Consider the following 21,972-nt stretch of genomic DNA (forward strand, 5'->3'; position numbering starts at 1 on the left):
TTTGCTGCAGATGATTTAATGCTATGATATGAAACTATATAGTGCCTGTTGTTTTCGATGACATGATTTGCACTTGTAGCGCTGCCTGCCGTTGCTCTGCGTTCCGTCTTTTACGCATGTGCCTCCGCAATATTTGCTATCCATTTTTGCTATCCCCTAATTTGAAACATGAAGGTTGAATATCCGTTTTGAAAACTCGTTTTCGAAGGATTTAAGGGCACAAAAATACAAAAGGCGACTGTAATAGCCGCCTTTGTTTTACCTATGAAAGGAAAATTTGTATTGAAAGTCAGTGTTTTAATCTTTGAATTGGAGTCATCCCCTAATTTGAAACATGAAGATCGAATATCCGTTTTGAAAACTCGTTTTCGAAGGATTTAAGGGCACAAAAATACAAAAGGCGGCTGTAATAGCCGCCTTTGTTTCACCTGTGAAAGGAGAATTTGTATTGAAAACCAGTGTTTTAATCGTTGAATTTAAGCCGTCCCCTAATTTAAAACACTACCCCAACTTAGCGGAGAGGACGGGATTCGAACCCGTGGTACCGGTTACCCAGTACGTCAGTTTAGCAAACTGGTGGTTTCAGCCACTCACCCACCTCTCCTGACCTTGTTAGCTGAATTGCGGCGGGAGCGCCGCAAGGCTCTCCAACCGGGCTACAAAGCTAAGCTATTTTTGGTTAATTCCAAAAAAATAGCGCTAAAATATGAAGCGCGAGCTGATCTCTTTGTAGTTGTGCACGCGCTCGATCACGTCGGAGAAGATGTCGGCGACGGTCAGCACGGTGAACTTCGACAGGTCTTCGCTCTGCTTGAGCGGAATCGTATCGGTCACGATCACTTCCGACAGCGCGCTTTTGTTGATGCGGTCGTAGGCCGGGCCCGACAGCAGCGGGTGTGTTACGGCCGCGCGTACGCTGCGCGCGCCCCGTTCCATGAACATGTCGGCGGCTTTGGTGATCGTGCCGGCCGTATCGATCATGTCGTCGACGATGATGATGTTGCGGTCGGAGATGTCGCCGATAGCGGTCATCTGGCCCACGACGTTGGGTTTCTCACGCTGCTTGTGGCTGATGATCATCGGCGCGTTGAGGTGTTGCGAATAGGCGTTCGCACGCTTGGCGCCGCCCATGTCGGGCGCTGCGATCGAAAGGTTCTCCATCTGGAGCCCTTTCATATAGGGAACGAAAATGCCGCTCGCATAGAGGTGGTCCACCGGGATGTCGAAGAATCCCTGGATCTGGTCGGCGTGCAGGTCCATCGTCATGATGCGGTCCACGCCCGCCGCACGCAGCAGGTTGGCTACCAGTTTCGCGCCTATCGAAACGCGGGGACGGTCCTTGCGGTCCTGGCGCGCCCAACCGAAGTAGGGCATCACGGCGATCACACGGTGTGCCGAAGCGCGGTGTGCGGCGTCGATCATCAGCAGCAGTTCCATCAGGTTGTCTGCGGGCGGGAAGGTCGATTGCACGATAAAGACGGTGCATCCGCGGATGCTCTCGTTGTACGCGGGCTGGAATTCGCCGTCGCTGAACTCCAGCACGGTCGAGTCTCCCAGTTCGCTGCCGAAGCTTTTGGCTATCTTCTCGGCGAGGTAGCGGGACTCGCGGCAGGCAAAAAATTTGAGTTTGTGAATCGCCATGGCGGGATGAATTTTGCGTTTAGCTCTGCAAAAGTACGTTTTTTCTACCAAAAAGCGGGTTGAAATCCGGAACTTTTTTCCGGGACGGGTAAGATTTCGTGAATAGCACCTGCGGATGGGCCGCGGCGGCCGGTGAACCCGGAGCATTCGGAAAGCAGCGGGCGGTTACTGACGGCGCAATGGCTACCCGGGCACGGCGGCGTATGGTCCTCCGGATATGGATTTCTCTACTTTCAGGATGGAGGTCTCCTGCCGGGTAGGAGTATTTTCCGGGAAGGGGTGCGGACGTTAGGCTTTATGTCCGTCTTTTGCGGGTGGGGCCGGAGGTTCCGGCGCATCGGCGAGGCATGTCCCGATAAAATCGAGGATCGGCTCGCGGCCCTGCCGCTTTTCGGACGAGGTGCGGAATATCGGCGGGAGCTCCTCCCAACTCTCCAGCAGCGTGCGGCGGTAGCGTGCGATGTTCGATTCGGTCTGGTTCGCGGAGAGCTTGTCGCATTTGGTGAAGACGATCCCGAACGGAATGCCGTGTTCGCCGAGCAGGCTCATGAAGTCGAGGTCGATCTTCTGTGGTTCGAGGCGCGAATCGACCAGCACGAAGAGGAAATACATCTGCTCGCGCTTGAGGATGTAGTCGAGGATCAGCTTCGAGAACTCTTTGCGCTGCCCTTTAGAGACGCGCGCGTAACCGTAGCCGGGCAGGTCGACCAGGTACCAGCAGCCGTTGATCAGGAAATGGTTGATCAGCCGTGTTTTGCCGGGAGTGGCCGAGACTTTGGCCAACGCCGGAGAGTCGGTCAGCATGTTGATAAGCGACGACTTGCCGACGTTCGAACGGCCGATAAAGGCGAACTCCCAGCGGTTGTCTGCGGGGCATTGCGAGAGCTTCTGGCTGCTGCAGCGGAAGACGGCGGAGGTGATGTTCATGCCGGTGACGGTTTTATAAAGGGTTCTCCGCAAAGATAGCTTTTTTGTGCGGATCGGCCATGTGTGGGCCGGTGTTCCGTGCGGATAACCTACCGGTGTCGGCGTGCGGAGACCTTTCTTGCGGCCCGGGGCGCCGTGAGTGCCTGTGTAAGATTATATATTGGTATATAATCTTGCCCCGGTAACGAATGTGTATTGTTTTCGTATCCGGTCGCGCTGTACACGGAGCGTATTGTATCGGGTTTGAATGGCGGGGAAGGCGATAGGTAGACATATCCGGATGGGAGAATTAAAAAAACAGTGCGGTAACCGGAAAATATCCGTAAAAAATTTGGAGAACCGATACGCTTTACTACTTTTGTGGTATACTAGTGTACTAGTTAACTAGTACACTAGTATACTGGGTGAATGTCTTCGTTAGCTGTCTGTGTCCATGATACCTGGTGTTTGATATTTGATGATGCCAGGTGTCTGGGATTTAAGCTCAGGGCTCTGGTGTTTGATATCCGTATCTGATATTCGATACCGGGTGTCGGGTCTTGGGGCTTGTGGTCTGGGTGCCGGAACCAAGGACCCCTGTCAGTGGCTTGCAGGCTGTCTGTTGACAGAGGCCAAACCGTAGACTGCAGACCGCAACCGCAGCGAAAATGGCATACCATCCGCGACGAGCCGTATTATTTACTTAATTTTTTATAATCAGAGGCTATGATTCGATTGGAAAAGATTGTTTTTGGTTACGGGAGTATGCACAAGCTGTTTGACGGCCTGTCGCTGACCCTCCTGCCCGGGCATATACACGGGTTGCTCGGTGTGAACGGCACCGGCAAAACGACGCTGCTCAAGCTCGCATCGGGACTGCTGTTTCCGTCGCAGGGAACGGTGCGGGTCGGGGGACTCGACGCCGCGCACCGGGAAGCGGCATTTTACCGTGAGCTGTTTTTCGTCCCGGAAGAGTTCGCCCTGCCGGCGATCACCCTGCGACGTTACGGGGAGGTGAACGCGCCGTTTTATCCTGACTTTTCGTTCAGGCAGTTCGGGGAGTACCTGCAGGAGTTTTCGCTGGAGTGCAACCTGCGGCTCGACCGCCTTTCGATGGGCCAGCGCAAACGAGTGCAGCTCGCGTTCGCACTGGCCTGCAATACGCCTGTGCTGCTGTTGGACGAACCGACCAACGGCCTGGACATTCCTTCGAAGCGGGTACTCCGCAAATTGCTGGCGGGATATGCCGACGAGCGGCGGACGGTGGTCGTCTCGACGCACCAGGTGCGCGACATCGAGGGGATGATCGACAACGTCGTGATCCTCGACAGCCGGGGCGTGGTGCTGAACCGGACGGTCGAGGAGATCTCCGGGCGGATGTGGTTCGGTCCGGTGGAAGCCTCCGATCATGCGATTTATGCCGAAGAGGGGATTGATGGTTTACGCGGGATACTGGAGAACCCCGCCGGGAGTGACAGCCGTCCCGACCTCGAGATGCTGTTCAATGCCGCGGTAAGCGAACGCGAAGCCGTGCGCCAACTGTTCGACCGTTAAAATTTACCGTTAAAAACTTACTGAGATGAACGATACTTTTAATATGTCCCGTTTGGGATGCCTGATCGACCGGCATTATGCCATGTACCGGCGCCACTACCTGACTGCGCTGCTGATTCCGGCGGTGCTGCCGTGGCTGTTGGTCGGATTTATGCTGCTGGGCTCCGCCCGGGTCGAACCGTCGTGGGTAATGGCGCTGCTTTGTTGTATCTTTGCATTTACCGCCGTGATTGTCAGGCTGACCCTGCGGGCTTACGTCATGCCGGGAGTGACTGTCGCCGAGATGACGCTCCCGGTGTCGGGTGCCGAACGGAAACTCTTTGCCTGGGGGAATTCGCTGTTCTGGACGCTGATCGCCGCAGTTATCATGTGGGTCGAGATCCAGCTCGCGTCATTGACCGGCTGGGCGCCGGCCGTGCATTTGGGCATGCTTTATCGGTCGCTATCGGTGCTGGGGGCGCTGACGGTGGGATTATTGGGCATTCATGCGATGATTTTGTGCTGCTATGCAGTTTTCACGAAGCGCCTCTATATCGGCATCCTGCTGATGGTGTTGCTGGTGATGCTTTTCGAACGCGCGCCGTTGCTGGGCATTACGTCGTTGGGGATGCAGTTGGCGGTCTCCGGCGTGCTGACGCTGGCGCTGTGGGCCGTCGCGCTTTACCGGGTCGTCAGGTTCCAGTTTCGGTAGTCCGGCGCGGGTGCCGCCAACAAAGATATTAAGAACAGAAAGAAAATATGAATGAGATGAAGCGAACGGCAAACTTCGGGGATAACCGTCCGATCTACCTGCAAATCAGCGGCTGGATCTGCGAGAAGATTCTGCGCGGCGAGTGGGTCGCCGACCAGCGGATTCCGTCGCTCAGGGAGCTGGGCGTGTTGCTGGAGGTGAATCCGAATACCGTGGTGCGGACGTGCGAATACCTGCTTTCGCAGGGCGTTATTTACAACCGACGCGGGCTCGGCTACTTTGTCAGCGCGGATGCCGGCGAACGGATCCGCACCGAGGCGCGCCGCGTGTTTTACGAACAGGACCTCGCGAACCTCGCCCTCCGGATGCGGTCACTGGGTATTACGGTCGACGAAGTGGCGCGGCACCTGCGCGCGATAGGGGCGGACGGCGACGGTCCGGTATCGGCGGATGAGTGAGGTCCGGCCGCCCGGGGGATGGCGTTGTGGAGTACGGACGGCGGGTTGTGGACCCGTCGCCGGGAGGGCGGCCTTTGCGGGCCGCCCTTGCCGTTGCAGGAGGATACATGCCGGATGCTCGTTACCGGGACTTGATGCCTGGGTGGGCGCCGGAATACTTGCCGCCAGAGGTCCTGTTCTGGAGATTGTGTCGGTCTGGCCTTTGTCTGGCGCTTGTCGCGGGGATGGCTCCCGGAGCGTGTCCATTGCGGGATGCCTGCCGCGATGGGGCGGTATCGGGATTTTCGTATGGATATTCGTTGCCGGTGTGGGGCTTTTGCCGGGATTTCGGGTTGTTATCCGGCGGTTTTTGCCGGACAGGCCGCCGGAGTTTTCCGGAATAGCCGTTTGTAGGCGGTGTGGCCGCGATTTTGTCAAATAAAATCCTATCTTTGTTGACCGGAGCGCTCCGCTGCGGAGACGGCCCGGAAATCAGGAAAAATTCTGTAATCAACCAAAACAAATCGAATATGGCAACCGTAGAGACCATTTACATGGGCGGGCTTCGCACCGAAGCGACCCATGTCCAGTCGGGCACGAAGATCGTGACCGACGCACCGACCGACAACCACGGCAAAGGCGAATCGTTCTCGCCGACCGACCTGGTGTCCGCCGCGCTCGGCAGCTGCATGATGACGCTGATGGGTATCGCGGCCGATACGCACGGCATTAACGTGGACGGTACGCGCCTGAGCATAACCAAGGTGATGGCGGCCGATCCGCGCCGCATCGGCGAGATCGTTATCGACGTGCATTTCCCGTCGGCGTACGAACCCAAACAGCGCAAACTGCTCGAAAACGCCGCCGCGACCTGTCCGGTCGCCAAGACGCTGCATCCGGACTGCAAGCAGACGATCCGTTATTTTTACGCGGAATAGTGCCGGTTCGGAAGCCGGCCGGTCGGCGGCGGGCGGCGAAGTAGTGCCGTCCGTGCCGGAGGGCTGTTTCGGACAGTGCTCCTTATCTGTGGAATATGGACCGGCAGAAAGCGTCCGTGATAGCGTTTTTCGCCTGGAGGGAAGCGGGGGAGGGGGTGCGGGCTTAGGTTCGCGGTCGGCCGGTAATGTGTGAATAGGTAATATACTGTGAAATGGAGGCGGCTTGTTTTTGTACGGCAATGCCGCAGCAATGAGAATCTAACCTGAATGAAACCGATTATGATGATGAGAAAAATGGGTCTCGCGGCAATGGCGCTGCTGTTGCTGGGAGGTAATGCCCCGGCCCAAACGGGCGGGGTGCGGCAAGGCGCGGCGCAAAAAGATGCCGCGCAGCAATACGGGCCCCTGCGGCCCGGTGTTCCCCAACGGGTGGACATGCAGTGGTGGCAGGACAGCCATTACGGGCTCTTCCTGCACATGGGCCTCTACACGGTCGCCGGAGGCGAGTGGAAAGGCAAGGGGGGCTTCGGGGAATTTATCCAGTTGAACAACAAGATTCCCGTTGCCGAGATGCGCGAAGAGGCGAAACGGTTCAATCCCGTGCAGTTCGATGCGAACGAGTGGGTGGCGGCGGCCCGGCGCGCCGGGATGAAATACATCGTGATGGGGTCGAAGCACCACGAAGGTTTCGCGATGTTCGATTCGCCGTGCAACGATTTCAACGTCGTAAAGGCGACTCCCTTCGGGCGGGATATCATCGGCGAACTGGCGGCGGCCTGCCAGCGGCAGGGGATGCCTTTCGGCGTATACTACTCGCTCGGGCGCGACTGGGACGATCCCGACTGCCCGTCGAACTGGCCCCGCGAGGGCGGACGCAGCAACGACTGGGACTATCCGAACGAACGCGCCAAGGAGTTCTCGCGTTATTTCGAGCGCAAGGCGATGCCGCAGGTGCTGGAGCTGCTGCGGCAGTATCCCAACATCAGCATCCTGTGGTTCGATACGCCGGGTTACTGCTCGCCGGAACAGTCGCAGCGGATGATCGACACGATTCAGAAATACCGTCCCGGCTGCCTGATCAACGACCGTGTCGGCAACGGGCTCGGCGACTTTATCACCCCGGAGCAGACCGTCAGCGGCGGGCTCGATCCCGATCCGTGGGAATCGTGCATCACCATCGGCAGTTCGTGGGGGTACACCAAGCGCGACACCGTCTTCAAATCGCCGGAAATCGTCGCGCGGCTGCTGACCGATATCGTCTCGAAGGGCGGTAACCTGCTGCTGAATATCGGGCCGACGCCGTGGGGAACTTTCCCGGAGAAGGCGGTGGCGAACCTCGATGCGGTGGGCCGCTGGCTCGGCACCAACGGCGAGGCGGTGTACGGCACCCGTCCGTGGCGGGTTTACGGCGAGAGTTTCGTGCGCGAGAAGATCGGCGGCAAGACCGGTGCCGAGAATCCCGACGAGGTGAAGGACGAGACGGCCAAGGGCACCGAACCGGACATCCGTTTTACGAAAAAGGATAACGTACTCTATGTCTTTGCCCGGAGCTGGAAAGCGCCTGCGGTGCGCGTGCAGGATCTGCTGCTGACCCCGCATGAATCGGTGAAGCGGGTGTCGCTGCTCGGCTACAAGGGAAAAATCGACTGGAAGATGGACGGCAACGGCATAGAAATGAGCCTGCCGGGCAAGTTCCGCCCAGAGGTGCCGGTCTATGTCTACAAACTCGAATTATAGCGGGCCGGGACGTATTGTCCGCGACCCGATGCCGGGGATATGCTGTTCCGGGTATGCCGTGAATATCGGGCGAACCGATGGCGCCCTGTGTGTTGAAAACTACGACTGTGAAACCGATAAAACTGATTTGAAATGAGAAAAAATTACGCCAAAGGGGTACTCGCCGGGCTGTTCGGCCTGCTGGCCGCCGCCTGCGGGCCCCGGGGCGCGGTGGAGTACGTCCCGCAGGTCGGGAACGTGAACTATCCCGAAGCGGCCGTCTGGTTCGCCCGGGGGGGCTTTCCGCAAAGCTGGCAGGGACAGCTCGACACGATGCTCGGTCAGCTGGAGCTCGACCTCTATGTCCTCTCTCCGCGCGGGGCCAACCTCGCCGATACGGCCGCGATGAATCCCATTTACCGTGAGATATGCCGGCAGGCTGCCGCGAAGGGCGTCCGCATCGGGATGCATGTCCCGGCCGGAACCAATCCGCTGCCCGAAGGGGTGCAGCGCCAGCAGGTAATCTTCGACGGCACGGGGCGCCTCGATGCCGATGGCAAGGGGAAAATTCGGGTAGACGGCTGGGGAATCCGTAACGGGAAACCCGTCGGTGCGAAAGTTTACAAGGTCTATTCCTACCTGAGCCGTGGCGAGGGGCATTACGAGGCGGGGTCGCTCCGTGACATTACGGACCGCGCGAGCGTGCGCACACCCGATCCCGCACACCCGGAGTTGACGGAGGTGACCGTCGACGGCAATTCGTTTATCGGCGGGAGGCCGGTGCTCGCGATGGTGGCCTATGAGTACGAGTATCCCGATATGTTCGCCGGCATGCCCGCCTATTTCGGCGCGATACTCGACCGTTTCGGCGATGTCGGGCTGACCTCCGCGGCACTTGACGAATTCACCTACCTGCGTACCGTGCCGCCCTGGCAGATCGGTGAGCGTCAGTACCGCGGCCGGTACTACTCGCCCGCGATGGATTCGGCTTTCCGGGCGAAATACCGTACCGATATGGCCGGGACGATGCTCGCGATGCGCATGGTGCCCGAACGGCAGGAGCAGCAGCGCATGCAGGCCGTCAACCGCTACATGGACCTGATGCGTGAGGGGGTCGTGCGGGCGCAGGCCTCCTTCTACGACCAGGCGAAAGCGAAGTTGGGCAAGGACGCGTGGATCGGCTGGCACGACACCTACCACAACCAGCTCGGCGGCGACGAACTGTGGACCACCGGCGCGACGTGGTGGAGCACCCGGCGCGACTATCCGATGACCGACGAGTGGACGCCGCTGCCCACGCAGATCGGCATGCTGTACGCCTATCCGTCCAAGGTGCTCTACAACATGTTTTACGATCCGAACGATTATATCCTCTATGAAAAGGTGCTGACCGACCTGCGCTACGGCATCCGCACCGGCTACCACGCCATCGACGACGCACCGGTGCAGTACGGCGTGGATTTCAAGGCCCCGGACCAGATTCCGCAGGTGAACCGGCTCGTCGAGGCGGCGCGGCTGCTGAACCGTTTCGATCCCGGCAAACCCGACGCGAACGTGCTGGTGGTGTTCGGGACCGAAGCGCTCTGCAACTGGTTCCCCGACACTGCGCAGCGTACCGCTTACGACGTGCGCAAACTGGCGATCGAGGAGAAGGCTGTGGAGCTGCAGCAGGCGGGGTACCTCACCGCGCTCGTGCCGACCGACCTGATTACCGACGGGCGGTTGACCCTCTCGAGGAGCAACCGTCCAGTGCTGGACGGCCACGAGTTCGACGCGATGATCTTCCTTTATCCCGAGTATTCGCGTCCCGGGACGATGGAGCTGATGGAGCGCTATATGGCCGGCGGGGGTAAGCTGATGATCGAGGGTGAAATGAACTACGACTTCGACGGCAATTACGTGAAAGACCGTTTCGGGGCGTGGAAGAAAAAGGCCGTTGCGACGGAGTTCAGCGTCGAGGATATGCCGAAGCTCGGCGTGCTTAAGAACGTGCTCGAAGGGGCCTCGCGCAACAACGACGGCTCGATCGTGCTGACCGACTATCCTTCGTTGTGCAGCGGCGAGCCTGTGGCCTTCTCGGTGGAGGTGGGGCGCGACGTCTTCAGCGGCGAGTATACCGGTATGCTGGCCTTCCTGCCCGAGCGCGGCGAGGTGGTGAAACTGGCCTCGACCGGACTCAGGAGCCTGCGCAAGAACGGCAAGGAGCTGCTCGTGTTCGACGCTCCGGTGAAACTCTATGGCGAGGAGGGCGACGGAGGGTTCCGCCTGACGGTCGTCGATCCCGATGGTGCCAAGCCCGTGCCTGCGGTCAACCGGCTGTTCTGAATGCGGTCTGCCCAGGAATAAGCCGAGGCCGGGACCGGAATTAAACGAGAAGGGGTTGCGCATGCGCAACCCCTTCTCGTCCTTATTCGGTGTGTCCTTGCGTTGCTGTGTTTACAGGGCGGCGATCTGGGCGTCCATCCACGCTAAGCGGTTCGCGTAGTTGGTTTGCAGCGCGGCCACCGCATCGTTCCACGAAAGCTTCTCGTCGTGGTTGACGTCCGAGCGGGCGATTTCGTATTCCCACATACCCCAGTTCTGCCACGCCGCTTTCTGGATGTAGGCGGCTTCGCTGTCGATGAAGGCGGGAATCTGCTCCAGAGAGGGCCTGATCGCCTGCCAGCGCTCCCGGACGCGCTGCCGGAAGGCCGGGTCGCGGAAGAGCCGGGGGAACCACGAGTGGTTGTTCGCGCTTTCGTCCTTCAGCAGGAAACTGCGGCTGTCGATGAAGGTGGTCAGGTCGAAATCCCACACCGGGCCCGCTTTCAGCTTGCCGAGCCGGTCCTTGTTCATGTAGCAGCTGCCCGGCAGCCGCGTGTCCTGGTTGTGCGTGAGTTCCTGCACGATCCACCAGTCGATGAACGAATCGGTGTCGAGCAGTTCGGCGTATTCGCCTGCGGCGGGGAAATCCGGGGCGTAGAGCAGTGCCTCGACCGCGTTGAAGTAGTCTTTCATGTAGTTGAACTGCGCGGAGTTGAGTCCTTCTTCGTCGGGTTCCTTGAAGTTGACGGGCAGGTCGGCGAAGGCCGAACGGAACTTGTTCACTTCGTCGAAATAACGGTCCAGCTCGAGCAGGTAACCGCCCGTGATCGCATCGCCCGAGGTTGCTGCCGGATCCATTTCCGCGAGGGCCACCCGGTTTTTGTCTATCTTGATCTGCTCGGTGAGCAGGTAGTTGCCCAGGAACCGCCCGTTGAGGATTACGTCCACATAGCGGCTGTCGGGCGTCCAGTCCAGTGCCGTCGCATGCTTCGCGATCTCGAACGCGACGCGGTTGCGCAGCAGGGTTTTGTCGCTCGCATTGGCCAGCAGTGCCCACCGTTTATGTTTGTTCATGCCCATAACCGGTTGTTTCTCGGCGAGCTTGATCGCATAGGGCTTTTTGTCTTTCGCCCAGCTGTTGTTGCCGCGCCCCTTGATTTCGATCTGTCCGGAAAACTCGTCGCAGTTGTTCTCCTGCCGGTCGATGCGCATCGTACCCTGGATCCATGTCTCCTTCGAGGAGACGGGCGCGGCACCTTCGGTGGAGAGCACCAGCAGCGGCAGCCCCGAATAGGAGTGGTTGCGCACCGTGACCTTGAACTCCCGGAATTGGCCCGCGGGGGTGTAAATCCGGTAGGCGATCGCTTTGGTGAAGTCGTTGACCGTAACGCCGCTTTTTTGCTCGGTGCTGCCGACGGTCACCTTCGCGCCGTTCGTCTCAAACGATGCGGCGAGCTGGGTAAGGTCGGTCCGGTAGTAGAGGATGTCGCCCGAAAGGGTGTTCCCGGAGGCGGTGAGCGCCACCTCGGAATAGATCTGGCCGTTGTGTTCCGGGGCGAACGAGAAGGAGAGGAATTTGAGCCTGGCCGGATCTGTCTCGACGACGGGTTTGTTATCGTCCTTGTCGTCGTCCTCCTGCTCCTGGTCTTTACCGGGAGTGGGTTTGGGGGCGGGTTGCTTGACGCAGGACGGAAGGCTTGCCAGCAACAGCAGGACTGTCAGGATGAGTAGTTTTGACAGGATGGTTTTCATGGTGGGAAGGTATCGGTAGTATGACAAAAATAGATTATTTTTTGTCAATAATCAAGCTGGAAATAAGTAACATGCAGGTTAGGAATCGGCTGTTGTGCGAAGTTCCGGAGGCGTAATGAGTAATCGGGGAACGGGATTCTGGAGCACCGGATACTGGAGCACGGGGCCGTCAGGGTAGCGGACGCTTCCGGGCAGGGGAGTTGCGGGGTTATGCGGGGCAGTACAGGAACAAAAGAAAAAGGTGCCCGTCCAGCGGGCACCTTTTCCAGTGCATTACAAAATTTTCGGAAAGTCCGGATTAGTTGATCTTGCTGGTGTATTCGATCAGCTCGAGCACTTTGTTCGAGTAGCCCCATTCGTTGTCGTACCAAGAAACGACTTTCACGAAACGCGGCGAGAGCTGGATACCGGCTTTGGCGTCGAAGATCGAGGTGCGGGGATCGCCCAGGAAATCCGAAGAAACTACGGCGTCTTCGGTGTAGCCGAGGATACCTTTCAGTTCGCCTTCGGAAGCAGCCTTCATGGCGGCGCAGATCTCGTCGTAAGTGGCGTCTTTGGCCAGCGTACAGGTCAGATCGACAACCGACACGTCCAGCGTGGGGACACGCAGCGACATACCGGTCAGTTTGCCGTTCAGCGACGGAATTACCTTGCCTACGGCTTTGGCAGCGCCGGTCGACGACGGGATGATGTTGCCCGAAGCGGCACGGCCGCCGCGCCAGTCTTTCATCGACGGACCGTCGACGGTCTTCTGCGTAGCGGTGGTCGAGTGAACGGTGGTCATCAGACCTTCTACCATACCGAACTTGTCGTTCAGCACTTTGGCGATCGGGGCGAGGCAGTTGGTCGTGCAGGAAGCGTTCGAAATGATAGCCTCTCCTTTGTAGGTGTCGTTGTTTACACCCATTACGAACATCGGGGTGTCGTCCTTCGAAGGAGCCGACATCACGACGCGTTTCGCACCGGCTTTGATGTGGGCTTCGGCCTTCTCTTTGGTCAGGAACAGACCGGTAGACTCTACTACGTATTCGGCGCCGACTTCGTTCCATTTCAGGTTTGCGGGGTCTTTCTCAGCAGTTACGCGGATCGACTGACCGTTGACAACCAGATTGCCGTCTTTAACTTCGATGGTACCCTTGAACTGGCCGTGCATCGTGTCGTAACGCAGCATGTAAGCCATGTATTCTACGCTAATCAGGTCGTTGATGCCGACAACTTCAACATTGTCCTTGGCCATAGCGGCACGGAACACCAAACGGCCGATGCGGCCGAAACCGTTGATACCGATTTTAATCTTTGACATAATTGTTTGTATTAAGGTTATTTGAATTGATCTCAGAGCATGTTGCAGTCACAAAAGTACATAAAAAACAAAAACCCTGCAAAAAATAATATTAAATTTTTTTATTAAAGTGCGGGCTGCGGTGCCGTACCCGTTGGCCGGGTTATAATCAGCGGGTTGTATTTTTTTTGTACGGCCGGATTTTGCTGCTGGCGGGGGCTGTTGTTGCCGCTGTGACGGCGGGGATCGAGCGGTGGCCGCGATGGGGGAAAGAGGGGAGAAAAGAGGTATCCGGCCGTGTCGGCTGCACGGTACGTCTGCCGGTATTTCCGTTGGCATGGAAAGCGGAAACCTCCGGATCCGTTGCCGCGACTGGCTTTGCGCGGTTTTTAAGAATATTTATTTTGTATTTGATAATCAGAAAGTTGCGATTGCTTCGCGGTTTTCTTATCTTTGTTTCAGGCACCGGTTGGTGCTGCTGTGAAATTGTTTAATCCCCAAACCTATCGCTTATGAGAAGAGCTTTATGGTTAGTGGGGCTGCTGCTGTTGGCGGCGGCCTGTACCCGTGAGCCCGGCATCTCTCCGGGAGACGGAAATTCCGACCCTGCCGGAGCGTCGCGCAATCCGGTGATGTCGATGGAGCGCCTGCAGGAGCTGGCGCTCGAGCTTCCCGATGATTTTTCCGACGGCCTCTCCACACGCTCCGCGCGCAGGATGATCCGCGAAGTGGTTCCGGTGACCGATTTTATCGACGGTTCGTTGCTGGAACCTTTCGCCGCGTCTGTCGCGGCATCCGGTACCAAAGCCGCGGCCACGCGTGCCGGAGGAGTTGCCCCTGCGAATGCCTCCCCTGGCTCCCTTTCTGCCGAGGCGGATGTCGCCGCGACGCTGGGGCGTATCTATGTGGTCAATTACGAGGACGACGCGGGCTTCGCGATCCTGTCGGCCGACCGGCAACTGCCCTCGGTGCTGGGATATGCCGACAGCGGCAACATCACCGACACGATGACCAATCCCGGCATCAAACTCTTCCTGGAGCGGCTGCCCGATTTCGTGGCGACTTCGCTATTGTGGGATTCGCTGACCGATCCCGATCCTCCGGTCGATCCCGATCCGGGCGGCGGAGGCACCGACCCCGGGCCGGCGCCCGATCCCTCCGATACGACCGTGGTGTACCGCTATCATCACAACCAATTCGTATGCACGACAACTGAGGGCCCTTATGTAAAAGTTGAATGGGGGCAGGGCTATCCATTTAACAACAGAGTAACAACATTATGCCCTAATAAAATGACAGGTCGTGCACCGGCAGGGTGTACGATAACGGCTATGTTACAAATCATGTCTTCCCATTGCTATCCGACCTCTTACATTGAAATTCTTGATCTGACACGTGTAGAATTAGACTGGGCCACTTACATCTCTTATAAAAGAGGGCTTGACTTCGGCAGGGATCCTGCCGCCGAAAATAGAATAGCACGATTTACACATATGCTGGGGATTAATGCAAGTATTGACTATGGCTGTAACGGAAGCGGTGCTGCCGTGAAGAATATAAAAAAAACGTTTGAAGGTTACGGATATCATACCGACGGTGTAATGAGCTATACCTGGGATCGGGTCAGGGAAGATATTGATCATGGCCTACCGGTGTTTACGGCAGCTACTCCCCTGAGCGGAGACCGTCATGCTTGGGTAATAGACGGCTATAAATACGGTTACTATCTTACCGATGTGTTTATGGATGTGTATGATGCTAACGGTAATTTAATCAGGGGATATTATCTGGGTGTCGAGCATGAATATCACACGCTGGCCCACTGCAACTGGGGTTGGGATGGAGATGGCAACGGTTATTTCCTAAACGATTGTTACTCTCCGAGTGGTCCGATTATCCGGGATGAAGAAACGGGTAGTGCTCCGGCGAGTTCTCGTCCTTATATAAAGGATTTTGAAATTATCAAAAACGTACATCCATGAAAAGATTACTGATCGCATTACCGTTTTTGGCAGCCTTTGCAACAGCGTGTTCGGATGAGCCGATCCCTTCACCGCCACCTGCATCGGAACAATTGATAACGGAATATGACGATCCGCAAGAGATGATCTTCGGTTCATGGGCCAAAGAAATTGATCCTGTGCAACCGAATCCGTTCACTGACGCGGTGTGGGTCATCTGTTCCGGAGGATGGAATCCGTTGCATCGGGGGCAAGGCTGGATTTCCAGGTCGTCTGATCCGGAACGTTTCGACTCATTGGTGAAAGCGCATGGGGATACCCATTGGAATCGGAGCGATCCGATCAGCATTCCCTGTATGTTCCGTGTAACGGTGTCACTGCATGTGGTCTGCAATCGGGATTATGATGCTGACCATCCGACCGGCACATTGCTGGACGACATACTGACTGTCAAGTATCGGTCTGCGGACCAGATACTGGTAGACGGTGAATATGTATGGACAGGAGTGACTGACCAACAACTTCAAAAAGGATATACAGGCTATGAATTCGATGCCCCGCTAACCGAATTTAACAGAAAACGGCTCAAATTGTTGTCGATGTTGTTTACTTTCTGGCTTAACAAAGCTCCGACTGAGACGGGGGATTACGTCTTCACCTGCACCTGGATCAATGAGGACGGTAAAAAGCTGACCGCCTCGACTGATCCGTTGCGGATTCAGGGGGAACGATGACGGAGGTCATGCATGGGTTGTTGACGGCTATAAAACGGAACGTAATCCGGTCGATGTGTTTATGGATGTGTACGACAGCAACGGCAACCTGCTCCGGGGGTATTATCTGGGCATTGAAAACGAGTATCATGATTTCGTGCATTGCAACTGGGGCTGGGACGGGAACGGCTATTTCCTGCACACGTGGTTGTTTCCCAAGAGTCCGGAGATACCGGACGCGGGGACGGGGCATGCGCATGTAAGCATTCGCCCGTATACGAATGATTTGAAAATTATAAAAGGAATCTGGCGATGAGTACACGAATATTCATTTTTCTGGTTTGTTGCATGGGAATGTTCGGGTGTAAGGAGTGGTATCCTGAGCCGACCTATCCGAATTTGATAAAAGAATACGATGATCCCCAGCAGATGAAATTTTACGGCTGGAAGGGGAACGCCAAAAACCCGGCAGGGCCGGTTGCCTTGGAGGATGTGATGTGGGTCGTCGGGAGCGACCATGAAGGTCTTATTTCGCAGGTGACCAATTCCAACCGTTTCGATTCGCTGGTTGTGGCGCACGGCGACGATCATTGGAATAGATGGTTGCAGGTTGGGGGCTATATGTTCCGTTTGACGACAGGTTTGCATATCGTGTGCGACCGGGATTACGACGCCGGTCATCCGGCGGGGACGTTGCTGGACGACCTGATTTCCGTTTACTACAAGGGCCTCGACGATTTTCTGGTTCATGGCGAATATATGCTGCATTTCGTTACGGAGCAGCAGAAGAGAAATAAGTGGAGTTTTTATGAATTCGAAGAAATGCTGTCGGAGTTTAACCTGAAACGGCATAAACTGATCGGATCCTCTTTCGTTTTCAGGTTGAAAAAAGCTCCCGCAGTAACCGGGGAGTATGTGTTCACCTGCACCTGGACCAACGAGGACGGCAAAAAGCTGACCGCCTCGACCGATCCGTTGCGGATTCAGGGGGAGGAGTGATTCCGGACCGTTTGCATGCGGGACAGACCGCGCAAAAGAGAACAGACCTGCTCGTGGGGCAGGCCTGTTTGTGTCTTGTCGCTATGTCCTGTGCCGTTATGCCACCGGCTTATCGGCCGGTTTCGGAGATGTGCAACCCGCTGCAGGCTTTGGCACGTTTGGCCATTGTCGAGGCGAAAACGAATTCGTTGAGCTCCCGGTTGTCGGAATTCAGGATGTCGTGCTTGTTGCCTTCCCACCACTTCTCCCCTTTGTAGATGAAGATCACGTGTTCGCCGATCTCGAGCACCGAGTTCATGTCGTGCGTGTTGATGATCGTGGTGATGTTGTACTCCTCGGTGATCTCCTTGATCAGGTTGTCAATCACCACCGAGGTCATCGGGTCGAGGCCCGAATTGGGCTCGTCGCAGAAGAGGTATTTGGGGTTCATCACGATCGCGCGTGCGATGGCTACGCGCTTGATCATACCGCCGCTCAGCTCGGCGGGGTAGAGGTCGTTCACATCCTTGAGGTTGACCCTTTGCAGGCAAAAATTCACGCGGTCGCGTTTCTCTTTCGAGCTTTGGTTGGTGAACAGGTCGAGCGGCAGGCGCACGTTCTCTTCGACCGTGGAGGAGTCGAGCAGTGCGCCGCCCTGGAAGATCATGCCGATCTGCTGGCGGATCGCCTTGCGCTCGGTGAACGAGAGGGAGGTGTAACAGACGTCGTCGTAATAGATTTGCCCGCTGTCGATCGCGTGGAGCCCGACCAGCGATTTGAGCAGCACGGTTTTGCCCGATCCGCTCTGGCCGATGATCAGGTTCGTCTTACCGGTGGCGAACGTGGCGGAGATGTCTTTCAGCACGACCCTTCCGTCGAAGGATTTTACGATATGTTCGGCTCGGATCATCTTAAGTCAGCATGATTTGGGTGAGGATCAGGTTGAAAATCAGGATCACGATGCTGCTCACCACCACGGCTTTCGTGCTGGCGCGGCCCACTTCGAGCGAGTTGCCGTTGGCGTAGTAGCCGTAGAAGCCCGAAATGGAGGTGATGATGAAGGCGAAGACCGACGACTTGACCAGTGAATAGGTGATGTAGAACGGCTTGAAGTCGTAGCGGATGCCGGTGAGGTAGGCCTCGGGGTTGACCGCACCGGTCAGCAGCGAGATCACGTAACCGCCCGCCACGCCGATGCCCATGCTCATGATCGTCAGGAACGGGAAAAAAAAGACGGTGGCGATGATCTTGGGCAGGATCAGGTAGCTGGCCGAGTTGACGCCCATGATCTCCAGCGCGTCGATCTGTTCGGTGATGCGCATCGTGCCGATTTCGGAGGCGATGTTCGACCCCACTTTGCCGGCGAGGATCAGCGCGACGACCGTCGACGAGAACTCCAGCAGCATCGACTCGCGCGTGGCATAGCCGATCAGGTATTTCGGAATGAACGGCGACTGCAGGTTCAGCGCCATCTGGATCGTGATTACGGCGCCCATGAACACCGAGATGATCGCGACGATGCCGATCGAGTTGAGCCCGAGGCTCGCCATCTCGACCAGGATCCGCTTGCGGTAGATCGAGAACTTCTCCGGACGGGAGAAGGCCTTGCTCATCAGCATGAAGTAGCGCCCGATCAGTTCAAAAAAGTTTTTCATCCGCCTGTTGCTTTCAGGGTTTCCCGGGGTCGGCCCCCGGTTGCGGTTCTATTGTGGTCCCGGACAGGCCGCAGGACGGGGCGTCCGGTTGTTCTGTTGCTTTGTCGTTCAGTCGTGTTTTTCCGCTGCCGTTTTCCGCTGCCGTTTGCGCAAAAGCACGCTCAATTTCCGTTCCCTTTTTGTGTTCGACGGGATTCTTGCGTGGGAGTACACCCTGATCCCGGCGGGATCTTTATTTTTGCTGCGGTTCCCGGCCGGAAGCATCCGCATCGGTTCCGCTTTCTGTTTCGCGGCTGACCTTGATCTCCTCGTATTCGACGTAGTCGCCCACATCGCCGCTGACACGCTTCTGGGTCATGCGCGTCTGTTCGACGGTCACCTTGCCTTCGGGCTTCGGTTTAGCGTTGCGGGAGTGTCCGCCCCCTCCCCAGGTGTAGGTGCGGAAAAACGGGTTGCCGCCCTGTTCGAACTCCTTTTGCTTGCGGATGATCCAACGGCGCAGCAGGAGCCGCCCGAGGAGCCCCGCGAGGTAAAAGCCGACGATAAGGAAAAATATAAAGCTCAGCACGCTGTCCATAGTTTATAGGTGGTGTTCCGTTAGCGGGAAGCGGGAGGCCGCTGCGGGAGGCGTACCCGGACGGGCCACCTTCCTGCGGGCGGAGGGCACTCCCGTAGTGCTCCGCACACACTCCTGCAATTCACAAAGGTAACGGTTTTATCCGAAAACACAACGTTGCACGGGAGGACTTCCGTGTGCAGGCGGAGGAAGTTTTGGTAATAATTTTGCAGTGAACCGGATTAAACCTATATTTGTAATCCGTTAAAACGCTATGGAAAACATGGAATTGACAAAGCTGACCGCTATATCCCCGATCGACGGCCGCTACCGCGACAAGTGCGAGGTGCTGGCCGATTATTTCTCCGAATATGCGCTGATCCGCTACCGTGTGCTGGTGGAAGTGGAGTATTTCATCGCGCTGTGCGAACTGCCGCTGCCCCAGCTCGCCGGCGTGGACAAGGCCGCCATGGAGAAGCTGCGCGACGTTTACCGCGACTTCAGCGAAGCCGATGCGCTCCGGGTCAAGGAGATCGAGCAGACGACCAACCACGACGTGAAGGCGGTCGAGTACCTGATCAAAGAGAAGATGGACGGATTGGGATTGCAGCCGTTCAAGGAGTTCGTGCACTTCGGGCTCACCTCGCAGGATATCAACAACACCGCGATTCCGTACAGCCTCAAGGAGGCGACCAACGACGTTTACTATCCGCTGCTCGAGGAGCTGATCGCGAAACTCGTTTCGCTGGCCAAGGAGTGGGGCGAGATTCCGCTGCTGGCCCATACGCACGGACAGCCCGCATCGCCCACGAAACTGGGCAAGGAGATATGTGTCTTCGTGGACCGGCTCAAAAAACAGCTCGCGATGCTGCGGTCGATTCCGGCCCCGGCGAAGTTCGGCGGCGCGACCGGCAACTTCAACGCACACATGGCGGCCTATCCGCAGGTGGATTGGGTGGCGTTCGCGAACCGCTTCGTGAACGGCGTGCTGCGCCTCGACCGTTCGCAGGTGACCACCCAGATCGAGCATTACGACAATATCGCCGCGATCTTCGACGGGTTCCGGCGTATCAATACGATCCTGATCGATATGTGCCGCGACATCTGGACGTACGTGTCGATGGAGTATTTCAAACAGAAGATCAAAGCCGGCGAGGTGGGTTCGTCGGCCATGCCGCACAAGGTGAACCCGATCGACTTCGAGAATGCGGAGGGCAACCTCGGTATCGCCAACGCGATCTTCAACCACCTGTCGGGCAAACTGCCCGTATCGCGTTTGCAGCGCGATTTGACCGATTCGACCGTGCTGCGTAACGTCGGCGTGCCGATGGCGCATACCGTGGTGTCGTTCAAGTCGATCCTCAAGGGGCTGAATAAGCTGATCATCAACCTCGACAAGATCAACGAAGACCTCGAAAACAACTGGGCCGTGGTAGCCGAAGGTATCCAGACGATCCTGCGCCGCGAAAGCTATCCGAACCCTTACGAGGCGCTTAAAGCGCTGACCCGGACGAACAAGGCGATCACGCACGAGGATATCCGCAAGTTCATCGATACGCTCGATGTCTCGGAGAGCGTGAAGGAGGAGCTGCGCCGCCTCTCGCCGCAGACCTATACCGGCGTGTGCAACTATTAGCCTCCGGATATGACAAAGCGGGCGGCGGGAGCGATCCTGCCGCTTTTTTGTGCCGCAAAAGTGCTTTTCGTGCGGTCTTCAGGTGTTTTGCATGCGTCTGCTGTGCGCTGTTTATGTGCTGTTTGTCATCGCCGCTCGGTACCGGGCGAATTTTATGCACGAGGGCGGCCATCTTGGAACGGAATGTGTAAGGATTACAACCGTCTGATCTTCGGGAAGGAGGCTGCGGCGGAAAAACGATAAGCCGATGGTGAAGGAGGTGACGCCCCGGGAGTGGGGCGAATTGCTCGAAGTGTGGGAGAGCGCCGTGCGCGCCACGCACGATTTTATCAGCGAAGAGGATTTGCAGTTCTATAAAAAAGCGATTCCGGAACGTTATTTGCCGGAATTATGCGTATATTGTCTACGGAATGAGGCCGGGCGCATGCTGGGCTTTTTAGGCGTATCGGCCTCGGAGATCGAGATGCTGTTCGTCCGCGACGAAGCGCGGGGACGGGGCGTGGGCCGTGAGTTGCTGGAGTATGCGACCGGGGTATTGGGCCTGACGCGGCTCTGGGTGAACAGCCATAACGGGCAGGCCGCCGGCTTTTACCGCCGGATGGGATTCCGCGAGACCGGGCGTTGCGAGCGGGATCCGGAAGGGAAACCCTATCCGCTGTTGCGGATGGAACTGCCCGGGGGGCGGTAAACGGGCCGGAGGGCGCTGAAGTCCGGTGTGCATGGTGCGGATGCCGGAAAGCTCGGGCGTTGCCCGAAGGACGGGGCGCACCGGTTCCGGTGCCGTTGATTGTGGAATGATTTGTTTGAATCAGGATAGGAAATAATTGTCAGTAAGAAAAATTGTCTAATCGATTAAAAGTAACGAAAAGATGAAAAAGTACAAATGCGAAGTGTGCGGATACATTTACGACCCCGCCGTAGGCGATCCCGATAACGGTATCGAACCGGGTACACCGTTCGAAGATCTGCCTGAAGATTGGGTGTGCCCCGTTTGCCAGGAAGGCAAGGAGGTTTTCGAAGAGGTCTAAGAGGTTCTCGTACCGTCAAAAGAACAGGAGCGTCCCTTGCGGGGCGCTCCTGTCGTATTTGGATCAGAGCTGCGGAATGCATCACCGGTCAGGAACAAGCACGAAGCAAATGCAGGCGGGGACAGACGGCCCGATGCGTCTCTCGGGGGCCGCGATGATACGTGTTTCCGGGCTGCATGACTGTGCGTGTTCTTTATAATTGCGCATATTCTCCGGTTGGGGTA

The 21,972-nt window shown here is 57.1% G+C and carries 21 protein-coding genes and 1 tRNA gene; 13 read left to right on the forward strand and 9 right to left on the reverse strand.

Annotated features, from left to right (window positions below; all coding sequences use genetic code 11):
* Positions 1-21: 21 nt before the first annotated feature.
* From NQ495_RS11885 to yihA, 4 genes are all read right to left on the reverse strand, one after another.
* On the reverse strand, positions 22-144 hold the full coding sequence (locus tag NQ495_RS11885; RefSeq protein WP_418677701.1) for an IS1/IS1595 family N-terminal zinc-binding domain-containing protein: 123 nt from the start codon (positions 142-144) through the stop codon (positions 22-24).
* A 371-nt stretch (positions 145-515) separates the two neighbouring features.
* A tRNA-Ser gene (locus NQ495_RS09945) sits at positions 516-604 on the reverse strand.
* Positions 605-699: 95 nt separating this feature from the next.
* Positions 700-1,641 carry a ribose-phosphate diphosphokinase gene (locus NQ495_RS09950; protein ID WP_009133100.1) on the reverse strand — a complete coding sequence of 314 codons (942 nt, stop codon included), beginning with the start codon at positions 1,639-1,641 and terminating at the stop codon, positions 700-702.
* A 288-nt stretch (positions 1,642-1,929) separates the two neighbouring features.
* Complete coding sequence (gene yihA, locus NQ495_RS09955; protein WP_009133101.1) at positions 1,930-2,568, reverse strand: ribosome biogenesis GTP-binding protein YihA/YsxC; 639 nt, start codon at positions 2,566-2,568, stop codon at positions 1,930-1,932.
* A 705-nt stretch (positions 2,569-3,273) separates the two neighbouring features.
* Between yihA and NQ495_RS09960 the strand changes: the two genes are divergently transcribed.
* The 6 genes from NQ495_RS09960 (at position 3,274) to NQ495_RS09985 (ending at position 10,208) form a co-directional block, all read left to right on the forward strand.
* Positions 3,274-4,101, forward strand: a complete 828-nt coding sequence (locus NQ495_RS09960) for an ABC transporter ATP-binding protein (RefSeq protein WP_009133103.1) — start codon at positions 3,274-3,276, stop codon at positions 4,099-4,101.
* Positions 4,102-4,126: 25 nt separating this feature from the next.
* Complete coding sequence (locus tag NQ495_RS09965; protein ID WP_009133104.1) at positions 4,127-4,792, forward strand: hypothetical protein; 666 nt, start codon at positions 4,127-4,129, stop codon at positions 4,790-4,792.
* Between the two features lie 56 nt (positions 4,793-4,848).
* Positions 4,849-5,250 (forward strand): GntR family transcriptional regulator, encoded by a 402-nt coding sequence (locus tag NQ495_RS09970; protein WP_009133105.1) that lies wholly within the window; start codon positions 4,849-4,851, stop codon positions 5,248-5,250.
* Positions 5,251-5,759: 509 nt separating this feature from the next.
* Positions 5,760-6,167 (forward strand): OsmC family protein, encoded by a 408-nt coding sequence (locus tag NQ495_RS09975; RefSeq protein ID WP_009133106.1) that lies wholly within the window; start codon positions 5,760-5,762, stop codon positions 6,165-6,167.
* 279 nt (positions 6,168-6,446) lie between these two features.
* Entirely contained in the window at positions 6,447-7,904 is a 1,458-nt protein-coding gene (locus tag NQ495_RS09980; RefSeq protein WP_161988858.1) for an alpha-L-fucosidase, read from the forward strand.
* Positions 7,905-8,036: 132 nt separating this feature from the next.
* Positions 8,037-10,208 carry a hypothetical protein gene (locus tag NQ495_RS09985; protein WP_009133108.1) on the forward strand — a complete coding sequence of 724 codons (2,172 nt, stop codon included), beginning with the start codon at positions 8,037-8,039 and terminating at the stop codon, positions 10,206-10,208.
* Positions 10,209-10,319: 111 nt separating this feature from the next.
* On the opposite strand, the gene NQ495_RS09990 is transcribed toward NQ495_RS09985, so the two are convergent.
* Positions 10,320-11,939: a CotH kinase family protein gene (locus tag NQ495_RS09990; RefSeq protein WP_009133109.1), complete on the reverse strand. Its 1,620-nt coding sequence runs from the start codon at positions 11,937-11,939 to the stop codon at positions 10,320-10,322.
* Between the two features lie 298 nt (positions 11,940-12,237).
* On the reverse strand, positions 12,238-13,242 hold the full coding sequence (gap, locus tag NQ495_RS09995) for a type I glyceraldehyde-3-phosphate dehydrogenase (RefSeq protein WP_009133110.1): 1,005 nt from the start codon (positions 13,240-13,242) through the stop codon (positions 12,238-12,240).
* A gap of 491 nt (positions 13,243-13,733) precedes the next feature.
* Between gap and NQ495_RS10000 the strand changes: the two genes are divergently transcribed.
* Genes NQ495_RS10000 through NQ495_RS10015 form a run of 4 tightly spaced genes read left to right on the forward strand, consistent with a single transcriptional unit; the run spans position 13,734 to position 16,894 of the window.
* Positions 13,734-15,203 carry a C10 family peptidase gene (locus tag NQ495_RS10000; RefSeq protein WP_009133111.1) on the forward strand — a complete coding sequence of 490 codons (1,470 nt, stop codon included), beginning with the start codon at positions 13,734-13,736 and terminating at the stop codon, positions 15,201-15,203.
* Positions 15,200-15,916, forward strand: coding sequence for a hypothetical protein (locus NQ495_RS10005; protein WP_009133112.1), 717 nt, complete (start codon positions 15,200-15,202; stop codon positions 15,914-15,916). The genes NQ495_RS10000 and NQ495_RS10005 overlap by 4 nt, the downstream gene beginning before the upstream one ends.
* The gene (locus tag NQ495_RS10010) at positions 15,888-16,211 is read left to right on the forward strand and encodes a C10 family peptidase (RefSeq protein ID WP_232208904.1); all 324 of its coding nucleotides are present in this window, start codon (positions 15,888-15,890) and stop codon (positions 16,209-16,211) included. Before NQ495_RS10005 ends, NQ495_RS10010 begins: the two co-directional genes overlap by 29 nt.
* On the forward strand, positions 16,208-16,894 hold the full coding sequence (locus NQ495_RS10015) for a hypothetical protein (RefSeq protein ID WP_009133114.1): 687 nt from the start codon (positions 16,208-16,210) through the stop codon (positions 16,892-16,894). Before NQ495_RS10010 ends, NQ495_RS10015 begins: the two co-directional genes overlap by 4 nt.
* Positions 16,895-17,003: 109 nt before the next feature.
* Here the strand turns inward: NQ495_RS10015 and NQ495_RS10020 are convergent, their stop codons facing one another.
* The 3 genes from NQ495_RS10020 to NQ495_RS10030 all read right to left on the reverse strand — a co-directional run bounded on the left by NQ495_RS10020 (position 17,004) and on the right by NQ495_RS10030 (position 19,105).
* Complete coding sequence (locus tag NQ495_RS10020; protein ID WP_009133115.1) at positions 17,004-17,783, reverse strand: ABC transporter ATP-binding protein; 780 nt, start codon at positions 17,781-17,783, stop codon at positions 17,004-17,006.
* Between the two features lies 1 nt (position 17,784).
* Positions 17,785-18,528: an MlaE family ABC transporter permease gene (locus NQ495_RS10025; RefSeq protein ID WP_009133116.1), complete on the reverse strand. Its 744-nt coding sequence runs from the start codon at positions 18,526-18,528 to the stop codon at positions 17,785-17,787.
* Between the two features lie 232 nt (positions 18,529-18,760).
* On the reverse strand, positions 18,761-19,105 hold the full coding sequence (locus NQ495_RS10030) for a DUF4834 family protein (RefSeq protein WP_009133117.1): 345 nt from the start codon (positions 19,103-19,105) through the stop codon (positions 18,761-18,763).
* Between the two features lie 262 nt (positions 19,106-19,367).
* On the opposite strand from NQ495_RS10030, the gene purB reads away from it, so the two are divergent.
* From purB to rd, 3 genes are all read left to right on the forward strand, one after another.
* The gene (gene purB, locus NQ495_RS10035; RefSeq protein ID WP_040294305.1) at positions 19,368-20,720 is read left to right on the forward strand and encodes an adenylosuccinate lyase; all 1,353 of its coding nucleotides are present in this window, start codon (positions 19,368-19,370) and stop codon (positions 20,718-20,720) included.
* A gap of 247 nt (positions 20,721-20,967) precedes the next feature.
* Positions 20,968-21,408 (forward strand): GNAT family N-acetyltransferase, encoded by a 441-nt coding sequence (locus NQ495_RS10040; RefSeq protein ID WP_009133119.1) that lies wholly within the window; start codon positions 20,968-20,970, stop codon positions 21,406-21,408.
* Between the two features lie 181 nt (positions 21,409-21,589).
* Positions 21,590-21,748, forward strand: coding sequence for a rubredoxin (gene rd / locus NQ495_RS10045; RefSeq protein WP_009133120.1), 159 nt, complete (start codon positions 21,590-21,592; stop codon positions 21,746-21,748).
* Positions 21,749-21,972: the final 224 nt, after the last annotated feature.

It is taken from the genome of Alistipes indistinctus YIT 12060 (assembly GCF_025144995.1).
GTDB lineage: Bacteria > Bacteroidota > Bacteroidia > Bacteroidales > Rikenellaceae > Alistipes_A > Alistipes_A indistinctus.